General features: G+C 64.0%; 15 protein-coding genes. 11 read left to right on the top strand and 4 right to left on the bottom strand.

What is annotated here, in order from left to right; translation table 11 throughout:
- Positions 1-275: 275 nt before the first annotated feature.
- From AA0Z93_RS13475 to metR, 7 genes are all read left to right on the top strand, one after another.
- Entirely contained in the window at positions 276-1,196 is a 921-nt protein-coding gene (locus tag AA0Z93_RS13475; RefSeq protein WP_413048483.1) for a glutamate/aspartate ABC transporter substrate-binding protein, read from the top strand.
- Between the two features lie 143 nt (positions 1,197-1,339).
- On the top strand, positions 1,340-2,086 hold the full coding sequence (locus tag AA0Z93_RS13470) for an amino acid ABC transporter permease (RefSeq protein ID WP_413048484.1): 747 nt from the start codon (positions 1,340-1,342) through the stop codon (positions 2,084-2,086).
- Positions 2,087-2,758 (top strand): amino acid ABC transporter permease, encoded by a 672-nt coding sequence (locus AA0Z93_RS13465; protein WP_296263462.1) that lies wholly within the window; start codon positions 2,087-2,089, stop codon positions 2,756-2,758. It begins immediately after the preceding gene.
- The gene (locus AA0Z93_RS13460; RefSeq protein ID WP_296263460.1) at positions 2,755-3,489 is read left to right on the top strand and encodes an amino acid ABC transporter ATP-binding protein; all 735 of its coding nucleotides are present in this window, start codon (positions 2,755-2,757) and stop codon (positions 3,487-3,489) included. Before AA0Z93_RS13465 ends, AA0Z93_RS13460 begins: the two co-directional genes overlap by 4 nt.
- Before the next feature lie 58 nt (positions 3,490-3,547).
- Positions 3,548-5,452: a sensor histidine kinase gene (locus AA0Z93_RS13455; protein WP_413048485.1), complete on the top strand. Its 1,905-nt coding sequence runs from the start codon at positions 3,548-3,550 to the stop codon at positions 5,450-5,452.
- Positions 5,449-6,774, top strand: a complete 1,326-nt coding sequence (locus AA0Z93_RS13450; protein ID WP_296263456.1) for a sigma-54-dependent transcriptional regulator — start codon at positions 5,449-5,451, stop codon at positions 6,772-6,774. Before AA0Z93_RS13455 ends, AA0Z93_RS13450 begins: the two co-directional genes overlap by 4 nt.
- A 129-nt stretch (positions 6,775-6,903) precedes the next feature.
- The gene (metR, locus tag AA0Z93_RS13445) at positions 6,904-7,821 is read left to right on the top strand and encodes a transcriptional regulator MetR (RefSeq protein WP_296263616.1); all 918 of its coding nucleotides are present in this window, start codon (positions 6,904-6,906) and stop codon (positions 7,819-7,821) included.
- On the opposite strand, the gene AA0Z93_RS13440 is transcribed toward metR, so the two are convergent.
- Positions 7,805-8,218 carry an NUDIX hydrolase gene (locus AA0Z93_RS13440; RefSeq protein ID WP_413048486.1) on the bottom strand — a complete coding sequence of 138 codons (414 nt, stop codon included), beginning with the start codon at positions 8,216-8,218 and terminating at the stop codon, positions 7,805-7,807. The two genes, metR and AA0Z93_RS13440, sit on opposite strands and share 17 nt — an antisense overlap.
- A gap of 75 nt (positions 8,219-8,293) precedes the next feature.
- The gene (locus tag AA0Z93_RS13435; RefSeq protein WP_413048487.1) at positions 8,294-8,557 is read right to left on the bottom strand and encodes a type B 50S ribosomal protein L31; all 264 of its coding nucleotides are present in this window, start codon (positions 8,555-8,557) and stop codon (positions 8,294-8,296) included.
- 271 nt (positions 8,558-8,828) lie between these two features.
- Here AA0Z93_RS13435 and AA0Z93_RS13430 point away from each other — a divergent pair, with 271 nt between their 5' ends.
- From AA0Z93_RS13430 to AA0Z93_RS13420, 3 genes are all read left to right on the top strand, one after another.
- A complete protein-coding gene (locus tag AA0Z93_RS13430; RefSeq protein ID WP_413048488.1) occupies positions 8,829-11,993 on the top strand; it encodes a transglycosylase domain-containing protein in 3,165 nt (1,054 codons plus the stop codon).
- Positions 11,994-12,080: 87 nt separating this feature from the next.
- Complete coding sequence (locus tag AA0Z93_RS13425) at positions 12,081-12,614, top strand: PadR family transcriptional regulator (protein WP_413048489.1); 534 nt, start codon at positions 12,081-12,083, stop codon at positions 12,612-12,614.
- A complete protein-coding gene (locus tag AA0Z93_RS13420) occupies positions 12,611-13,372 on the top strand; it encodes a siderophore-interacting protein (RefSeq protein WP_413048490.1) in 762 nt (253 codons plus the stop codon). Before AA0Z93_RS13425 ends, AA0Z93_RS13420 begins: the two co-directional genes overlap by 4 nt.
- 5 nt (positions 13,373-13,377) lie before the next feature.
- On the opposite strand, the gene AA0Z93_RS13415 is transcribed toward AA0Z93_RS13420, so the two are convergent.
- Positions 13,378-14,019, bottom strand: coding sequence for a Pr6Pr family membrane protein (locus AA0Z93_RS13415; protein ID WP_413048491.1), 642 nt, complete (start codon positions 14,017-14,019; stop codon positions 13,378-13,380).
- Positions 14,019-14,240 carry a VF530 family DNA-binding protein gene (locus AA0Z93_RS13410; protein ID WP_413048492.1) on the bottom strand — a complete coding sequence of 74 codons (222 nt, stop codon included), beginning with the start codon at positions 14,238-14,240 and terminating at the stop codon, positions 14,019-14,021. Before AA0Z93_RS13410 ends, AA0Z93_RS13415 begins: the two co-directional genes overlap by 1 nt.
- Positions 14,241-14,449: 209 nt before the next feature.
- Between AA0Z93_RS13410 and AA0Z93_RS13405 the strand changes: the two genes are divergently transcribed.
- On the top strand, positions 14,450-16,495 hold the full coding sequence (locus AA0Z93_RS13405) for a TonB-dependent receptor (RefSeq protein WP_413048493.1): 2,046 nt from the start codon (positions 14,450-14,452) through the stop codon (positions 16,493-16,495).
- The last annotated feature ends 14 nt before the right edge of the window (positions 16,496-16,509 follow it).

Here is a 16,509-nt window from a genome sequence, read left to right as displayed (position 1 = left end):
CTACCGCCAATCCAAGCCACAAAGACGGTGATCCCCGCGAATCATTCGGAATCCCGAACGCGGAAATATGCCATGTTCGGATTACCGGCCATTTAACCACCCAAGCCACTGTTCCGGACTAGGCGCCAAGCCCTCGAACGGCAAACTGGCGCATCGCAGGCTTTATTGGCATGACTAATGCTCTACACTAGAGGTCCGAATGCTCTCGTATTCGTTGAAACGAAAGAGTCCGCCAACGGCTCAATAAAAAAAACAAACACGTCGAGGAAAATTTGATGCGAATCGTTCGTCAATTGCTGGGCGCGGCCATCGCAGCTGCAGTCATCGCTTCTCCGGTCATGGCCGAAGAGCTGACCGGTACACTGAAAAAGATCAAGGACTCCGGCACCATCACCCTGGGTCACCGCGACTCTTCCATCCCGTTCTCCTACTTCGCTGACGCGACGGGCAAGCCGGTGGGCTACTCCCACGACATCCAACTGGCGGTCGTCGAAGCGCTGAAAAAGCAACTGGGCACCGACATCAACGTCAAATACAACCTGGTGACGTCCCAGACCCGCATCCCACTGGTGCAAAACGGCACCGTCGATCTGGAATGCGGTTCGACCACCAACAACGTCGAGCGTCAGCAGCAAGTCGGCTTCTCGGTAGGCATCTTCGAAGTCGGCACCCGCCTGCTGACCAAGGTCAAAGACGGCCAGCCCGCATACAAAGACTTCGCCGACCTGGCCGGTAAAAACGTCGTGACCACCGCAGGCACCACCTCCGAGCGTCTGCTCAAGGCCATGAACTCCGACAAGCAGATGAAGATGAACGTCATTTCCGCCAAGGACCATGGCGAGGCCTTCAACATGCTCGAAGGCGGCCGTGCCGTAGCCTTCATGATGGACGACGCTCTGCTGGCCGGTGAAATGGCCAAAGCCAAGAAGCCCTCGGACTGGGTCATCACTGGCACACCGCAGTCCTATGAGATCTACGGCTGCATGGTCCGCAACGGCGACCCTGCCTTCAAGAAAGCGGTCGATGACGCCATTGTGGCTTACTTCAAATCCGGCGAAGTCAACAAGAGCTACGACAAGTGGTTCCAACAGCCGATTCCGCCAAAAGGCCTGAACCTGCAGTTCCCGATGAGCGACGAGCTCAAGAAGCTGATTGCAGAGCCGACCGACAAAGCTGCTGACGAAAAGAAATCCTGACCCCTGTGCCTGGCCTGCAGCGCATCGCGCGCGCGATTTAACCCGGCAGGCCTTCCCTAAGTGTCTAACCTTTCATTCGAGGGCGTTCGCGCCCCCGAATGTCGGAAGGTGCCTGTGAAACAACCGTCTGAGGGGAAATCCCGATGAATTACAACTGGGACTGGGGTGTTTTCTTCAAGTCCACCGGCGTAGGCAGCGAAACCTACCTCGACTGGTACATCACCGGTCTGGGCTGGACCATCGCCATCGCCATCTCTGCCTGGATCATCGCCCTGTCGCTGGGTTCGGTGCTCGGCGTCATGCGCACCGTACCGAATCGCCTGGTATCGGGCATCGCCACCGCGTACGTGGAACTGTTCCGCAACGTGCCGCTGCTGGTACAACTGTTCATCTGGTACTTCCTGGTACCGGACCTGTTGCCCGAAGGGCTGCAGGAATGGTTCAAGCAAGACCTCAACCCCACCACCTCGGCACTGATCAGCGTGATCATCTGCCTAGGCCTGTTCACCGCCGCACGGGTCTGCGAGCAGGTGCGCACCGGTATCCAGGCATTGCCTCGGGGTCAGGAATCGGCGGCCCGCGCCATGGGTTTCAGCCTGTCGCAGATCTACCGCAACGTGCTGCTGCCGCAAGCGTTCCGCATCATCATTCCACCGCTTACCTCCGAATTCCTCAACGTGTTCAAGAACTCGTCGGTGGCGTCGCTGATCGGCTTGATGGAGTTGCTGGCGCAAACCAAACAGACCGCGGAGTTCTCTGCCAACCTGTTCGAAGCCTTCACCCTCGCCACGCTCATCTACTTCACCCTGAACATGGGCCTGATGCTGCTGATGCGCCTGGTCGAGAAAAAAGTGGCCGTGCCTGGCCTGATTTCCGTAGGAGGCAAGTAAATGGAACTGGATTTCAGCGAAATCATTCCTGCCCTGCCAGCCTTGTGGAACGGCATGCTGCTGACCCTGCAACTGATGGTAATGGGCGTCGTTGGCGGCATCGCGCTGGGCACCGTCCTGGCGCTGATGCGGCTGTCTTCGAGCAAGCTGCTGTCGCGTGTGGCAGGTGCCTACGTCAACTACTTCCGCTCCATTCCGTTGCTGCTGGTGATCACTTGGTTCTATCTGGCGGTGCCCTTCGTGCTGCGCTGGATCACTGGCGAAGACACGCCGATCGGTGCGTTCACCTCCTGCGTCGTGGCTTTCATGATGTTCGAGGCGGCGTATTTCTGCGAAATCGTGCGTGCTGGCGTGCAGTCCATCTCCAAGGGCCAGATGGGCGCCGCCCAGGCCCTGGGCATGAGCTACGGCCAGACCATGCGCCTGATCATCCTGCCTCAGGCGTTCCGCAAGATGACGCCCCTGCTGCTGCAACAGAGCATCATCCTGTTCCAGGACACCTCGTTGGTCTACACCGTGGGCTTGATCGACTTCCTCAACGCTTCGCGCGCCAGTGGCGACATCATCGGGCGCTCCCATGAGTTCCTGCTGTTCGCCGGTGCCGTGTACTTCATCATCAGCTTCTCCGCTTCGTGGCTGGTCAAGCGTCTGCAAAAAAGGATCGCCGTATGATTTCCATCAAGAACGTCAACAAGTGGTACGGGGACTTCCAGGTACTGACCGACTGCAACACCGAAGTGAAGAAAGGTGAAGTGGTGGTGGTGTGCGGTCCCTCGGGCTCGGGTAAGTCGACCCTGATCAAGTGCGTCAATGCCCTGGAGCCTTTCCAGAAAGGCGACATCGTGGTCGACGGCACGTCGATCGCCGACTCCAAGACCAACCTGCCCAAGCTGCGCTCGCGCGTGGGCATGGTGTTCCAGCACTTCGAGCTGTTCCCGCACCTGAGCATCACCGAGAACCTGACCATCGCCCAACGCAAGGTGCTGGGCCGCAGCGAAGCCGAAGCCACCAAGAAGGGCCTGGCCCTGCTCGACCGGGTCGGTCTCAGCGCCCATGCCAAGAAGCACCCCGGGCAGTTGTCCGGCGGCCAGCAACAGCGTGTGGCCATCGCCCGCGCCCTGTCGATGGACCCGATCGTCATGCTGTTCGACGAACCGACCTCGGCGCTCGACCCGGAAATGGTCAACGAGGTGCTCGACGTCATGGTCGAGTTGGCCCACGAAGGCATGACCATGATGTGCGTCACCCACGAGATGGGCTTCGCCCGCAAGGTTGCCAACCGCGTGATCTTCATGGACAAAGGCCACATCATCGAGGACTGCCAGAAGGAAGCCTTCTTCGGCGACCCGAGCGCGCGCCACGAGCGGACCCAGCACTTCCTCAGCAAGATCCTGCAGCACTGAGTGTCACCGGCCTGCGCCGCCGCGAGCGGCGCAGGCTGGCGATGACAAGGCCACTGTGATGAAATGCACCCCCGCGCTCATACGCCTCAACCAGCCTGCCGTGAAATCCCGCCTGCTTCGCCAATTGCTCATTCCACCCCTGATCATCCTGCTGATGCTCGGCTTCGGTGTGATCGCCTACCTGATCAGTGAGAACAACGGCATTCGTGTGTTGAGCGAAAACGGCGAGCGCCAGCTCGAGCTGCATGCGCGCACGGTGGAGAGCGAGATCAGCAAATACACCTATCTGCCCAGCCTGCTGGAGCTGGAAAACAGCGTCTCGCGTCTGTTGACCGACCCCGACGCCACCGACCGACAAGCGGTCAACGAATACCTCGAAGGCATGAAGCGCCGTAGCAATGGCCGGGTGATCTTCGTGCTCGACACCCAAGGCCGCGTGCAGGCGACCAGCAACTGGCGCGATGCAGACTCGTTTCTCGGCGAAGACCTGGCCTTCCGCCCTTATTTCCAGGATGCGGTGCGGGGCAAGCCCGGACGCTTCTACGGCATCGGCAGCACCACCGGCGAAGCAGGCTACTACCTCGCTCACGGTCTGGAAGAACATGGCAAGATCGTCGGCGTCGCGGTGGTCAAGGTGCGTCTGGACACGCTCGAGGAACGCTGGCAACGGGCACGCCTGGAGGCGTTCGTCAGCGACGAGAACGGCATCATCATTCTCTCCAGCGACCCGACGCGGCGCCTCAAGTCGCTGCAGCCGCTGACCCCGCAGGTCAAGGAGCGCTTGGCGCGCAGCCTGCAATACTACTGGTGGCCGATCAACGAGCTGCAACCGCTGGACCGCGAAGCCTTGGGCGATGGCGTGGAAAAGCTCACCTTCCCCGCGCACGACGAAACCGATCCCGGCGGCCCGGAAGCGGTGAGTTATCTGTCGCAAACCCGCCGCCTGGCCGATACCCCCTGGCACTTCACGCTGCTGACGCCGTTGCAGGACCTGCGCCGCGAATCGATGGTGCAAGGCGCGTTGGTGGCCTTCGCCTTCGCCTTGCTGACCATCCTTGGCATCGCCTGGAACGAACGGCGCAAAGTCATCGCCACGCGGTTGGCCGCCCGCGAAGCATTACAGGAAGCCAACAATCAACTGGAGCGGCGCATCACCGAACGTACCGCTGACCTGCGAGCCAGCAACGAACGGCTCAAGGGGCAGATCCGCGAACGCAGGCACGCCGAACAGACCCTGCGCCAGGCCCAGGACGAACTGGTCCAGGCCGGCAAACTGGCAGCCATCGGGCAGATGTCCACCAGCATCGCCCATGAGCTGAACCAGCCGCTGGCGGCGCTGCGTACGCTGTCGGGCAACACCGTGCGCTTCCTCGAACGCGGCGCCATGGACGTGGCCTCGACCAACCTGCGCACCATGAACGACCTGATCGACCGCATGGGTCGCATCACGGCCAGCCTGCGCTCCTTCGCCCGACGCGGCGACGACAGCGGCCAGGCGTCCTTGTGCAAGGCGGTCGATGCCTGCCAGCAGCTGCTGGCGGCGCGTCTGTCCAGCAGTGGGTTGCGCGTGCACCGCGATTTCGACGAGCAACGTCTGGCCATCGATCAGACGCGCCTGGAGCAGATCCTCGCCAACCTCATCAGCAACGCGCTGGATGCCACCGGCGACCGGGAGCGCCCCACGCTGTGGCTGGAGGGCGAGCTGCAAGGCGACAAGTATCGCTTGCAGGTGCGCGACAACGGCCATGGCATAGACCCTGAAATGCGCAAGCGCCTGTTCGAGCCTTTCTTCACCACCAAACCGGGCGAGCATGGCCTGGGCCTGGGCCTGACCCTCTCGGCCAGTCTGGCGGCCGCTGCCAAAGGCAGCCTCAGCGTCGAACATCCGCCCGAGGGCGGCAGTGCCTTCGTGCTGTTGCTGCCTCTGGTCACCCCTTCCACCGACACGGCCGAGCTCCCATGACCCAAGCCCCCCTCACCGTCCTGATCGTCGAGGACGATCCCCATGTGCTGCTCGGCTGCCAGCAGGCCTTGGCCCTCGAAGACATCGCCTGCGAAGGCGTGGGCAGCGCGGAACTGGCACTCGAACGCATCGGTGAGGATTTCGCCGGCATCGTCGTCAGCGACATCCGCCTGCCCGGCATCGACGGGCTGGAGCTGCTCGCCCGGCTCAAGGCCCGCGACCGTAGCCTGCCGGTGGTCTTGATCACCGGCCATGGCGACATCGACATGGCGGTCGGGGCCATGCGCAACGGCGCCTACGATTTCATGGAAAAGCCCTTCTCGCCCGAGCGCCTGGTCGATGTGGTGCGCCGCGCCCTGGAGCAGCGTGGGTTGTCGCGCGAGGTCAGCGCGCTGCGTCGGCAGTTGGCCGGGCAAGGCTCGCTCGAAGCGCGGATCATCGGCCGCTCGCCGGCCATGCAGCACCTGCGCGAGCTGATCAGCAACGTGGGCGACACCTCGGCCAACGTGCTCATCGAGGGCGAAACCGGCAGTGGCAAGGAGTTGGTGGCGCGCTGCCTGCACGAGTTCAGCCGCCGCCAGGGCCAGCCGTTCGTGGCGATCAACTGCGGCGGGTTGCCGGAAAACCTGTTCGAAAGCGAAATTTTCGGCCACGAAGCCAATGCCTTCACCGGCGCCGGCAAGCGCCGCATCGGCAAGATCGAACATGCCAACGGTGGCACCTTGTTCCTCGACGAGGTCGAGAGCATGCCGATCAACTTGCAGATCAAGCTGCTGCGCGTGTTGCAGGAGCGCACCCTGGAGCGACTGGGTTCGAACCAAAGCATCCCGGTGGACTGCCGGGTGATCGCGGCGACCAAGTCCGACCTGCAGAGCCTGGGCCAGCGCGGCGAGTTTCGCAGCGACCTGTATTACCGCTTGAACGTGGTGACCCTGGAACTGCCCCCGCTGCGTGAACGCCGCGAAGACATCCTGCAACTGTTCGAGCACTTCCTCGAGCAGGCCGCCTTGCGTTTCGACCGCCAGGCACCCGAACTCGACAGCCAGACCCTGTCGCAGATCATGGCCCACGAATGGCTGGGCAACGTGCGCGAACTGCGCAACGTGGCCGAGCGTTTCGCTTTGGGCCTGCCGGCATTCAAGAAGAGCGTGGCCGGTGCCAGCCAGGGCCTGGGCTTCGCCGAGGCCGTGGAAGCCTTCGAGCGCAACCTGCTGAGCGAAGCGCTGCTGCGCACCGGTGGCAATCTCAGCCAGGCCAGCCAGGAACTGGGCATGGCCAAGACCACGCTGTTCGACAAAGTGAAGAAATACGGCCTGGGCTGAGACGGAGCGGTCGCCTCGACCCAGCCAGGAAACCGTCGAGCGCAACGCGGCAGCGGTCGACAGCTCCAGCAACATGAGGGAAACTCATCCGCTCCCTGAGTGCCAACGACCTTCATCCCGGAGCTGCAAGTGCTGGAAATCCGCCACCTGAAAACCCTTCATGCCTTGCGCGAGGCTGACAGCCTGGTGGAGGCCGCCGAACGTCTGCACCTCACCCAGTCGGCGCTGTCCCACCAGTTCAAGGAACTGGAAGAACGCCTCGGCTTGCCGCTGTTCGTGCGCAAGAGCAAGCCGCTGCGCTTCACCAGCGCAGGCCTGCGCCTGTTGCAACTGGCCGATGCCACCTTGCCCCTGCTGCGCGGTGCCGAGCGCGACATCGCACGCCTGGCAGGTGGCACGGCCGGACGTTTGCACATGGCCATCGAGTGCCACAGCTGCTTCCAGTGGCTGATGCCGACCATCGACCAGTTCCGCGACTCCTGGCCGGAAGTGGAGCTGGACCTGGCCTCGGGTTTCGCTTTCGCCCCCTTGCCGGCCCTGGCCCGTGGCGACCTCGACCTGGTGGTCACCTCCGACCCGCTGGACTTGGCCAACATCACCTACGTCCCGCTGTTCACCTACGAGGCCATGCTCGCGGTGGCCAACCAGCATCCGTTGGCCAGCAAACCCTACGTGGTGCCGCAGGACCTGATCGACCAGACGCTGATCACCTATCCGGTCGAGCGCGACCGCCTGGAAATCTTCACCCGCTTTCTCGAACCTGCCGACATCGAGCCGGCCGCGGTGCGCAACTCCGAACTGACCGTGATGATGATGCAACTGGTGGCCAGTGGGCGGGGCGTGTGCGGCATGCCGCATTGGGCGCTGCACGAATACAGCGACCGCGGTTATGTGAAGGGCAAGCGCCTGGGCGAGAAGGGTCTGTTCGCGACGCTGTACGCGGCAGTGCGTACCGACATGCTCGATGCGCCGTACATGCGCGACTTCCTGCTGACCGCGAAGGACACTTCCTTCGCCACCCTCGACGGCGTCAGCGCGGCGCGTTGAGCCGCGCGCGGTAAAGCGGCAGGATCTGCTCGGCGGTCAGCGGGGCCAGCTCCACGGCAGGTGCGTCATCGGCGGCCAACCACAGTACCTGTTCGATCTCGGCCGCAGGCATCACGGCTTGCGCGGTGAACACCTCGAACAGGTCGGCCTGTACCTGGCAGCCCGGTTCATTGGCGGCCGGTGCGCTGAAACTGCCCAGCGCCACGGCGTGCTCCGGGTCGATGCGCAAGCCCAACTCTTCGAACAGCTCGCGGGCCAGAGCTTGCCGAGGGGTTTCACCGGCGTCGATCTTGCCGCCCGGCTGCATGAAGGCTTGGGTGCCGCGTTTGCGCACCAGCAGCGTGCGCTGTTGGGCGTCGATCAACAACGCCGCGGCAACGCGAATGACGGTGGACATGATGGAACGACCTCGTGCGATGGGCGGGCGAGCTTCCCATGCTCGCCTCCTTCCAGCAAGGTCGGCGCGTTCGTTTCAACCGTTGCGCTTGGCGGAAAACCCGGCGAAGCGCTTGTTGAAGCCGGCCACCCGGCCTTCGACGGTGGTCTTGCGCTGCTGGCCGGTGTAGACCGGATGCGAAGCGCTGGAAACATCCAGAGCCACGTAGGGGTAGGTCTGACCATCGCTGTGCAGATGGGTACGGTCGGTGTCTACGGTGGAACCGATCAGAAAGTAGACGTCGGCGGCGGTGTCGTGGAACAGCACGGTGCGGTAGGAAGGGTGGATGTTAGGCTTCATGGCAACGATCTCGGATGACTATTGATACTATATAACATAATTCTCAAGAACCGTTCTCGACAACCTTTCCCCGATGAACGACTAGCCGCACATGTCCCGCTTCACGCTTTGTGCGGATCTATAAGTGAAATGACGCAAAACCCGCGCAACCTCTTCAAGGCGACGACGGTCACAGTAAGTCGCGACAATCATTGACAAAATTTTCACATCAGCCGCTCACCGTCTAAGCTTCAGGCCAGAACGATGAAACCACTCGGTCGGATCTCGAACTATGGGTACACTGCGGCACACGGAACCTCCCCGAATGGAATCGCCCGATACCGAGCAGGCCCCTGCCACTGCGCCAAAGCCCCGCCGTCGGCGTCGGCTGTGGTGGTTGCTGCTGGCCCTGATCTTCCTGCTGGCCATCGCCGTGGCGGGCATCGCCGTTTACCAGGAAGTCCAGACATCCAAGCTGCAAGCGCGCACCTTCAGCCGCCTGGCCAGCACCCTCACCTATTCCCTGCAGCCAGGCCCGAGCGACGCGGTGCTCTATCCCGGCGAAGGTCCGTTCGACAAGCGCCTGGGCTACAGCAGCATCGGTGAGTTCCTGCCGCGCCTGCTCAAGCGCGACTACGTGATCCAGGCGCAGACACGCTTTTCTCCGGCACTGATCGACTATGTCGGCCATGGCCTGTTCGTGCCCTACGCAGAAAAAGGCCAGGCCGGGCTGTCGATCACCGATTGCCGTGGCGACATCCTCTACCAGTACAACTACCCGCAGCAGCTCTACCCTACCTTCGCCGACATTCCTCCGGTGATGGTCAGGAGCCTGCTGTTCATCGAGAACCGCGACCTGCTCGACACCCGCAACCCGCAGAGCAACCCTGCCGTGGACTGGCCCCGCTTCGCCAAGGCCGCCTACAGCCAGGTCGCCAAGTACCTGGCCCTGCCCGGTCAATCGGCAGGAGGCAGTACACTGGCCACGCAACTGGAAAAATACCGCCATTCGCCCGACGGGCTGACCGTATCGGGGGCCGAAAAACTGCGGCAGATGTTCTCGGCCAGCGTGCGTGCCTACCAGGACGGGCCGGACACCACGCTGGCGCGCCAGCGCATCGTGCGCGACTACCTCAACAGCGTGCCGCTCTCGGCAGTGCCCGGCCACGGTGAAGTGCATGGCATGGCCGAAGGGCTACGGGTGTGGTTCGGCGCCGACTTCGACCAGATCAACGCCTCGCTCAACGGTACCGCCGTCGATGCCAAGAGCCTGGCCGAGCGCGGCCTGGCGCTGCGCGAGGTGCTGTCGCTGATCATCGCCCAACGTCGCCCCTCGCATTACCTGTCCAAAGGGCGGATCGAGCTGGCCGAACTGGTCGACGCGCACCTGCGCGTGCTGGCCGCCAACGGCATCGTCACGCCGCCTCTGGCCGACGCGGCCCTGGCCAGCAAGGCGGTGTACCGCGACTGGGTCGCGCAGCCGACCATCGTCCCGATCGTCACCAACAAAGGCATCAGCCTGGCGCGCAATCGCCTGGCGGCGATGTTCAGCCGCCCGCTGTACGACCTCGACCGTCTCGACCTGTCCGCCACCAGCACGCTGCAAGCCGGCCTGCAAGTGCAGGTCAGCCAATACCTGAAGAACCTCGCCGACCCGGCCTTCGCCGCGCAGATCGGCCTGATCGGCCATCGCTTGCTGACCGCCAGCACCACCGACCAGGTGAGCTACAGCTTCACCCTGTTCGAGCGCACCGCCGACGGCTCGCGGGTGCGGGTGCAGACCGACAGCACCAACCAGCCCTTCGACATCAACGAAGGCAGCAAGCTGGAGCTGGGCTCGACGGCCAAGCTGCGGGTGCTGACCACCTACCTGGAAATCATCGCCGAGCTGCACGAGCGCTACGCCGGCAAGCCGCTGGCCGAACTGCGCAAGGTCGAAGTGGCGGACCTCGACCGCCTCAGCCGCTGGTCGCTCGATTGGCTGATGCAGAACAGCCGCGACCCAAATCTTGACGCCATGCTCGACGCCGCCTTGGAACGCAAGTACTCGGCCAGCACCGGCGAAGGGTTCTTCACCGGGGGCGGCATGCACCGATTCAACAACTTCCGCCGTCAGGACGATGGTCGCAATCCCAGCCTCAAGGATGCGTTGCGCGAGTCGATCAACCTGCCGTTCATTCGCCTGATGCGCGACGTGGTGCGCTACGTCACCTACCAGCAGCCCTACAACCGCGAGCCGCTGCTCAAGGACGATGCCGATCCGCGTCGCCAAGAGTATCTGGCGCGTTTCGCCGACCGCGAAGGCACCAACTACCTGCTGCGCTTCTGGAAGAAATACCAGCGCAAGACCTCGCAGCAGCGCCTGGACACTTTCCTCGACAGCCTGCGTACCACGCCGCAGCGCCTGGCGGCGGTGCACCGCTATCTGTTCCCCGAGGCGCGCCAGGAAACCTTCAACGCCTTCGTGCGCGCGCACAGCCAGGACAACAAAGCCGCGCTGGCCAAACTCAACGACGGTCGCCTGGCCGAGATGTACGAAGCCTACGGCCCCGGCAAGTACGACCTGCCCGACCAGGGCTACATCGCCAAAGTGCATCCGCTCGACCTGTGGCTGCTCGGCTACCTGCTGAAGAACCCCGGCGCCAGCCAGCGCGAGGCGATCAACGCCAGTCGCTTCGAGCGCCAGGAAGTCTACGGCTGGTTGTTCAAAAGCCGCCACCAGGGCGCGCGCGACAGCCGCATCCGCACCATGGTCGAGATCGAAGCCTTCCTCGACATCCACCAGCGCTGGAAGCGTGTGGGCTATCCGTTCGATCATCTGGTGCCGTCGCTGGCCACTGCCATCGGCAGTTCCGGTGACCGCCCGGCGGCGTTGTCCGAGCTGGTCGGGATCATCCAGAACGATGGCGTGCGCTTGCCCACCCTGCGCATCGACACCCTGCACCTGGCCGCCGACACACCCTATGAGACCAAGCTGGTCAGCGACCCGGACCGCGGCAAACGGATTCTGCCGGTCGAGGTGGCGCGGGCGCTCAAGGGGGCGATGTCGCAAGTGGTCGATGCCGGTACCGCACGGCGCATCGCCGGCAGCTTCACGCGGCAGGATGGGACCGCGCTGGTCATGGGCGGCAAGACCGGCACCGGCGACAACCGCATCGAAAGCTTCGGTGCCGGCGGGCGCCTGATCGGCTCGCGTTCGCTCAACCGCACCGCCACCTTCGTGTTCTTCCTCGGAGACAACCACTTCGGCACCCTGACCGCCTTCGTGCCAGGGCACTCGGCCGAAGCCTTCACGTTCACCTCGGCGCTGCCGGTGCAAGTGCTCAAAGGCATGGCACCGATTCTGATGCCCTACCTCGAACCCACAGGCGAGACCGCATGCAAGGCGCCAGGCTTCGTCGCCGCGGAGGTGCTACGGCCTGGTACGACAGGGGCAGACGAGCATCGATCGATTTAGTCGATGATAATCATGCGCATTCAGGGATGATGCAAAGATATATCTTGAGTAATATCTCAAGCCTTATCAGATGCCCAGGATCCCTAAATGCGCTCCCCTTCTTCCCCAGATCCCTTCGAACGCCGAGGCGGCCGTGGCCCGCGGGTGTTCGCAGCGGGCGATCTCAAGCTGCTGTTGCTGTCGTTGCTGGCCGAACAGCCCGGCCATGGCTACGACCTGATCCGTCAGATCGAGCAACTCTTCGATGCCAGCTACAGCCCAAGCCCCGGCGTCATCTACCCCACCCTGAACTTTCTCGAGGAAGCCGAGTGGGTGCGCGGCGCGGCGCAGGGTAGCAAGCGTCTGTACACCGTCACCGAACGGGGTCACGAGCACCTGCGCGAGCAGGCTGCAGCTCTTGAGGGCGTGCGCATGCGCCTCGAAGTCAGCAAGCGCGCCCTGAGCGGCCACGAACGTCCGGAACGCATCCATCAGGCTGTCGGCAACCTGCGCCACGCCCTGCACCTGCACAACGGTCACTGGAGCGAAGAGGAAATCGAGCGCGTCAGCCGCCTGCTCAACGATGCCGCCAAGGCCATCGCCGGCGGCCCCAACCCCCTATCCGAGGAAACGCCGCAATGACAGACGCCATCTACCGCGTGAACCACACGATCCATCGCCGCGCACTCCAAGTGCTGCGGGTCACCGACCTGACCCCACGCATGCGCCGCGTGACCCTTGGCGGCGCTGCGCTCGAAGGCTTCGTCAGCCTGGGCAGCGATGACCACGTCAAGCTGCTGTTCGCCAACGACGCGGCGCAACAAGCGGCCCTCGACGCCGGCGAGCTGGGTGCGGACGCCAGCACCCGCCCCACGATGCGCGAATACACTCCACGGCGCTTCGATCCGCAGGCGCTGGAACTGGACATCGATTTCGTCCTGCACGGCGACGGCCCTGCCTCGACCTGGGCCGCGCAAGCCGCCCCTGGCCAGACCCTGCACATCGCCGGCCCCCGGGCGTCGCTGGTTGTCACCGATGCCTTCGACAGCTACCTGCTGATCGGCGACGAAACCGCCATCCCGGCCATCGCCCGGCGTCTGGAGGAGCTGCCGGCCGGACGTCGCGCCTTGGTGCTGGTGCAGATCGAAGACGCGCAGGAACGGCAGCCGCTGAGCAGCCCGGCGAACGTCGAGGTGGTGTGGGTGCTGCGTCATGCGCAGGACTTGGTGCAACAGGTCCGCGCCCTGGCCCTGCCCACCGGCAGCCTGTACGCCTGGGTGGCGCTGGAGAAGCGCCTGAGCCGTGAGGTCAAGGCGGTGCTGCTGGACAAAGGCGTCGACGAGCAGGCGCTCAAGGCCGTGGCCTACTGGCGCGCCGACGGCACGCCGGAAGAGGACTGAGCTTTTCAGCCCTGGGCCGGCGCGCGTGCCCCACGCCAGCGGTCCAGGGCGATGAACAAGAGGCCCGTGGCGCAGAAGCCGGTCAGCACGCCCAAGGCGTTGAGCATCACCTGAGGGTAGCCGAGCCGCGCCACGTCGATGAACGGATAGGGATACACGCCGATCTCGAACCCGCGCCACAAGGCGAAGGCGAAATACAGCGCCGGATAAAGGCTCCACAACGCCAGGTGGTGCAGACGCAGCGTGCCCTTGGGCACCACCCGCCACCAGTACACGACGAACAGCAGCGGCATCACGTCGTGCAGCAGCTCGTCGGCCAGCCACTGCCAACCCTCGGGATGCCACAAGTGCCGCAGCAGCAGGCTGTAGGCCACGGCCACCACCACGATGCTCACCGCCACCCCCGTGCTCACCGCCGCTGACAGGAACCAGCGCCGGGCGGCGCTCGTGCGATCCCAGGCGGCATGGGTCAACACCGTGGCCACCAGGGTATTGCTCAGTACGGTGAAGTAACCGAACACGCTCACCAACCCACCGATCAGGCTGGCCTCGGCCTGCCACCGTGCCAGCAGCACCAGCCAGACCTGCACGCCCAGGCCCGTCCAGCCCAACACCGCGGCCAGCAACAGCCAGGGATGACGAGGCATCAGCGGCCGCGCTGCAGGTTCACGTACAGTTGCTCGACCTTGGCGCGGGCCCAGGGGGTTTTGCGCAGGAAGGTCAGGCTCGACTTGATGCTCGGGTCGCTCTTGAAGCAGCGCACGTCGATCCGCTCGGCCAAGCCCTGCCATTGGTAATGCGCGACCAGCACGGTAAGGATCTGTTCGAGCGTCTTGCCATGCAGGGCGTTGTGTTCGGGGATGCTCATGGAAGGCTCCGGAAGAAAAGGGGCGCACTGTACACCGCCGACGCGCGCCGTGGTGGATTCAGACCCCAAGCACACCACGCGGTTTCCCGGGCAGGCGGCAAGACTTGCGACGAAACAGAAACCGCTAGCCAGACAGCGCGTCGCCATGCTGCAATAGAAACGTTATATTGTAACTATATCGATAGCTTTCAAGGACGTTCACCCCAACCATGCGCCGCTACCCCGCTTCTCTCTCACCCCTTGCCGCTGCCCTGTACCTGGCTTCGATGTCGAGCCATGCCGTTGAACTGCAACCTCAGGTCATCACCGCCAACCCTCTGGGCAACGCACAGTTGGCCGCTCCCAGCACCGTGCTCGAAGGCGATCAGTTGCTCCAGCACCAGCAATCGAGCCTTGGCGAAACCCTCAACGGCCAACCTGGCGTGGCCTCGACCTGGTTCGGGCCAGGTGCCAGCCGCCCGGTGATCCGCGGGCTGGACGGCGACCGCATCCGAATCCTGCGCAACGGCGTGGGCGCGCTGGACGCCTCGTCGCTCTCCTACGACCACGCCGTCCCCCTGGACCCCAACGTCGTCGAGCGCATCGAGATCGTGCGCGGCCCTGCCGCCTTGCTCTATGGCGGCAATGCCATCGGCGGCGTGGTCAACACCTTCGACAACCGTATCCCGGACACGCCCATCGATGGCATCCACGGCGCCGGCGAACTGCGCTACGGCGGCGCCGACACCACGCGCAGCCGTGCGGGCAAGCTCGAAGCCGGCGACGGCACCTTCGCCCTGCACCTGGACGCCAACAGCCGTCAGTTCAACGACCTGCGCATCCCTGGCTACGCGCGCAGCGGCAAGGTCCGCGAAGCGGACGAGCCAGGCAGCCACGGCCGTCTGGACAACAGCGACGGCCGCCAGGACGGCGGCGCCATCGGCGGTTCCTACCAGTGGGAGCACGGCTATGGCGGGCTGTCGTACAGCCGCTACGACAGCAACTACGGCTCGGTCGCAGAACCTGGCGTGCGCCTGGACATGCAACAGGACCACTACGCCTTCGCCTCCGAGCTGCGCGACCTCGAAGGCCCCTTCAGCTCGGTGAAGCTCGACGCCGGCTACACCGACTATCAGCACCGCGAAATCGAAGAGGGCGAGGTGCACACCACGTTCAAGAACAAGGGCTACGAAGCACGGCTGGAGGCGCGTCACCAACCGCTGGGGCCGGTCGAAGGGGTGGTCGGCGCACAGGTCAGCCGCAACGAATTCTCCGCACTGGGCGAAGAAGCTTTCGTGCCGCACACCGACACCGACAGCCTGGCCCTGTTCCTGCTCGAACAATGGCAAGCCAGCGAGCGCCTCGACCTGAGTTTCGGCGCACGCCTGGAACACACCCGCATCGACCCTGATGCCAAAGGCAACGAAACCTTCGCCAACGAAGGCAGCAGCCGAGCGTTCAACGCAGTGAGCCTGTCGTCGGGCGCGGTGTACCAGCTCGACCCGACCTGGGCGCTGGCCGCCAACCTTGGTTACACCGAACGCGCACCGACGTTCTACGAGCTGTATGCCGACGGCGCCCATGTCGCTACCGGCGCCTACGAAGTGGGCGATGCCGGGCTGAACAAGGAGAAGGCCATTTCCGGCGACCTGGCACTGCGCTTCGACAATGGTACGCACAAAGGCAGCGTGGGCGTGTTCTACAGCCACTTTCGCAACTACATCGGTTTGATCGGCAGCGGCAACCTGCGCGAGGGGCATGACCACGACCATGGGGACGAAGACGACCACGACCACGACCACGACGAAGGTATCCCGGAATACCTCTACCAAGGCGTACGCGCACGCTTCTACGGCATCGAGGCACAAGATCGCTGGCAACTGACGCAGAACCGCTACGGCAACTTCGCCTTGGAGCTGTCAGGCGACTACACCCGGGCGAAGAACCTCGACAGCGGCGAGCCGCTGCCGCGTATCGCACCGCTGCGCCTGAACAGCGGGTTGGTATGGTCGCTGGAGCGCTGGCAGGCGCGTCTGGACGTGCAGCATGCCGCCGCGCAGCGCCGCACCCCGGCCAACGAGACCCATACCGGCGGCTACACCACCCTCGGCGCCAGCCTCGACTACCGTTTCGACGTCGGCCAGAGCCAGTGGACAGCCTTCGTGCGTGGCGAAAACCTGACCGACCAGACCGTGCGCTACGCCAGCTCGATCCTGCGTGATGTCGCGCCAGCAGGTGGGCGCAGCGTGGAAGTCGGCCTGCGCACCACGTTCTGACGTTCCATCGAACC

Source organism: Pseudomonas phoenicis, assembly GCF_047302395.1.
In the GTDB taxonomy this organism is placed as follows: Bacteria; Pseudomonadota; Gammaproteobacteria; order Pseudomonadales; family Pseudomonadaceae; genus Aquipseudomonas.
This window is presented reverse-complemented; position numbering and strand designations above follow the sequence as displayed.

Coding starts and splice junctions, on each gene's coding strand:
- AA0Z93_RS13415 (WP_413048491.1), bottom strand. CDS start 14,019: ATGCCTCGTCATCCCTGGCTGTTGCTGGCCGCGGTGTTGGGCTGGACG.
- AA0Z93_RS13475 (WP_413048483.1), top strand. CDS start 276: ATGCGAATCGTTCGTCAATTGCTGGGCGCGGCCATCGCAGCTGCAGTC.
- AA0Z93_RS13430 (WP_413048488.1), top strand. CDS start 8,829: ATGGGTACACTGCGGCACACGGAACCTCCCCGAATGGAATCGCCCGAT.
- AA0Z93_RS13420 (WP_413048490.1), top strand. CDS start 12,611: ATGACAGACGCCATCTACCGCGTGAACCACACGATCCATCGCCGCGCA.
- AA0Z93_RS13440 (WP_413048486.1), bottom strand. CDS start 8,218: ATGTCCACCGTCATTCGCGTTGCCGCGGCGTTGTTGATCGACGCCCAA.
- AA0Z93_RS13450 (WP_296263456.1), top strand. CDS start 5,449: ATGACCCAAGCCCCCCTCACCGTCCTGATCGTCGAGGACGATCCCCAT.
- AA0Z93_RS13455 (WP_413048485.1), top strand. CDS start 3,548: ATGAAATGCACCCCCGCGCTCATACGCCTCAACCAGCCTGCCGTGAAA.
- AA0Z93_RS13405 (WP_413048493.1), top strand. CDS start 14,450: ATGCGCCGCTACCCCGCTTCTCTCTCACCCCTTGCCGCTGCCCTGTAC.
- AA0Z93_RS13435 (WP_413048487.1), bottom strand. CDS start 8,557: ATGAAGCCTAACATCCACCCTTCCTACCGCACCGTGCTGTTCCACGAC.
- AA0Z93_RS13465 (WP_296263462.1), top strand. CDS start 2,087: ATGGAACTGGATTTCAGCGAAATCATTCCTGCCCTGCCAGCCTTGTGG.
- AA0Z93_RS13425 (WP_413048489.1), top strand. CDS start 12,081: ATGCGCTCCCCTTCTTCCCCAGATCCCTTCGAACGCCGAGGCGGCCGT.
- AA0Z93_RS13470 (WP_413048484.1), top strand. CDS start 1,340: ATGAATTACAACTGGGACTGGGGTGTTTTCTTCAAGTCCACCGGCGTA.
- AA0Z93_RS13460 (WP_296263460.1), top strand. CDS start 2,755: ATGATTTCCATCAAGAACGTCAACAAGTGGTACGGGGACTTCCAGGTA.
- AA0Z93_RS13410 (WP_413048492.1), bottom strand. CDS start 14,240: ATGAGCATCCCCGAACACAACGCCCTGCATGGCAAGACGCTCGAACAG.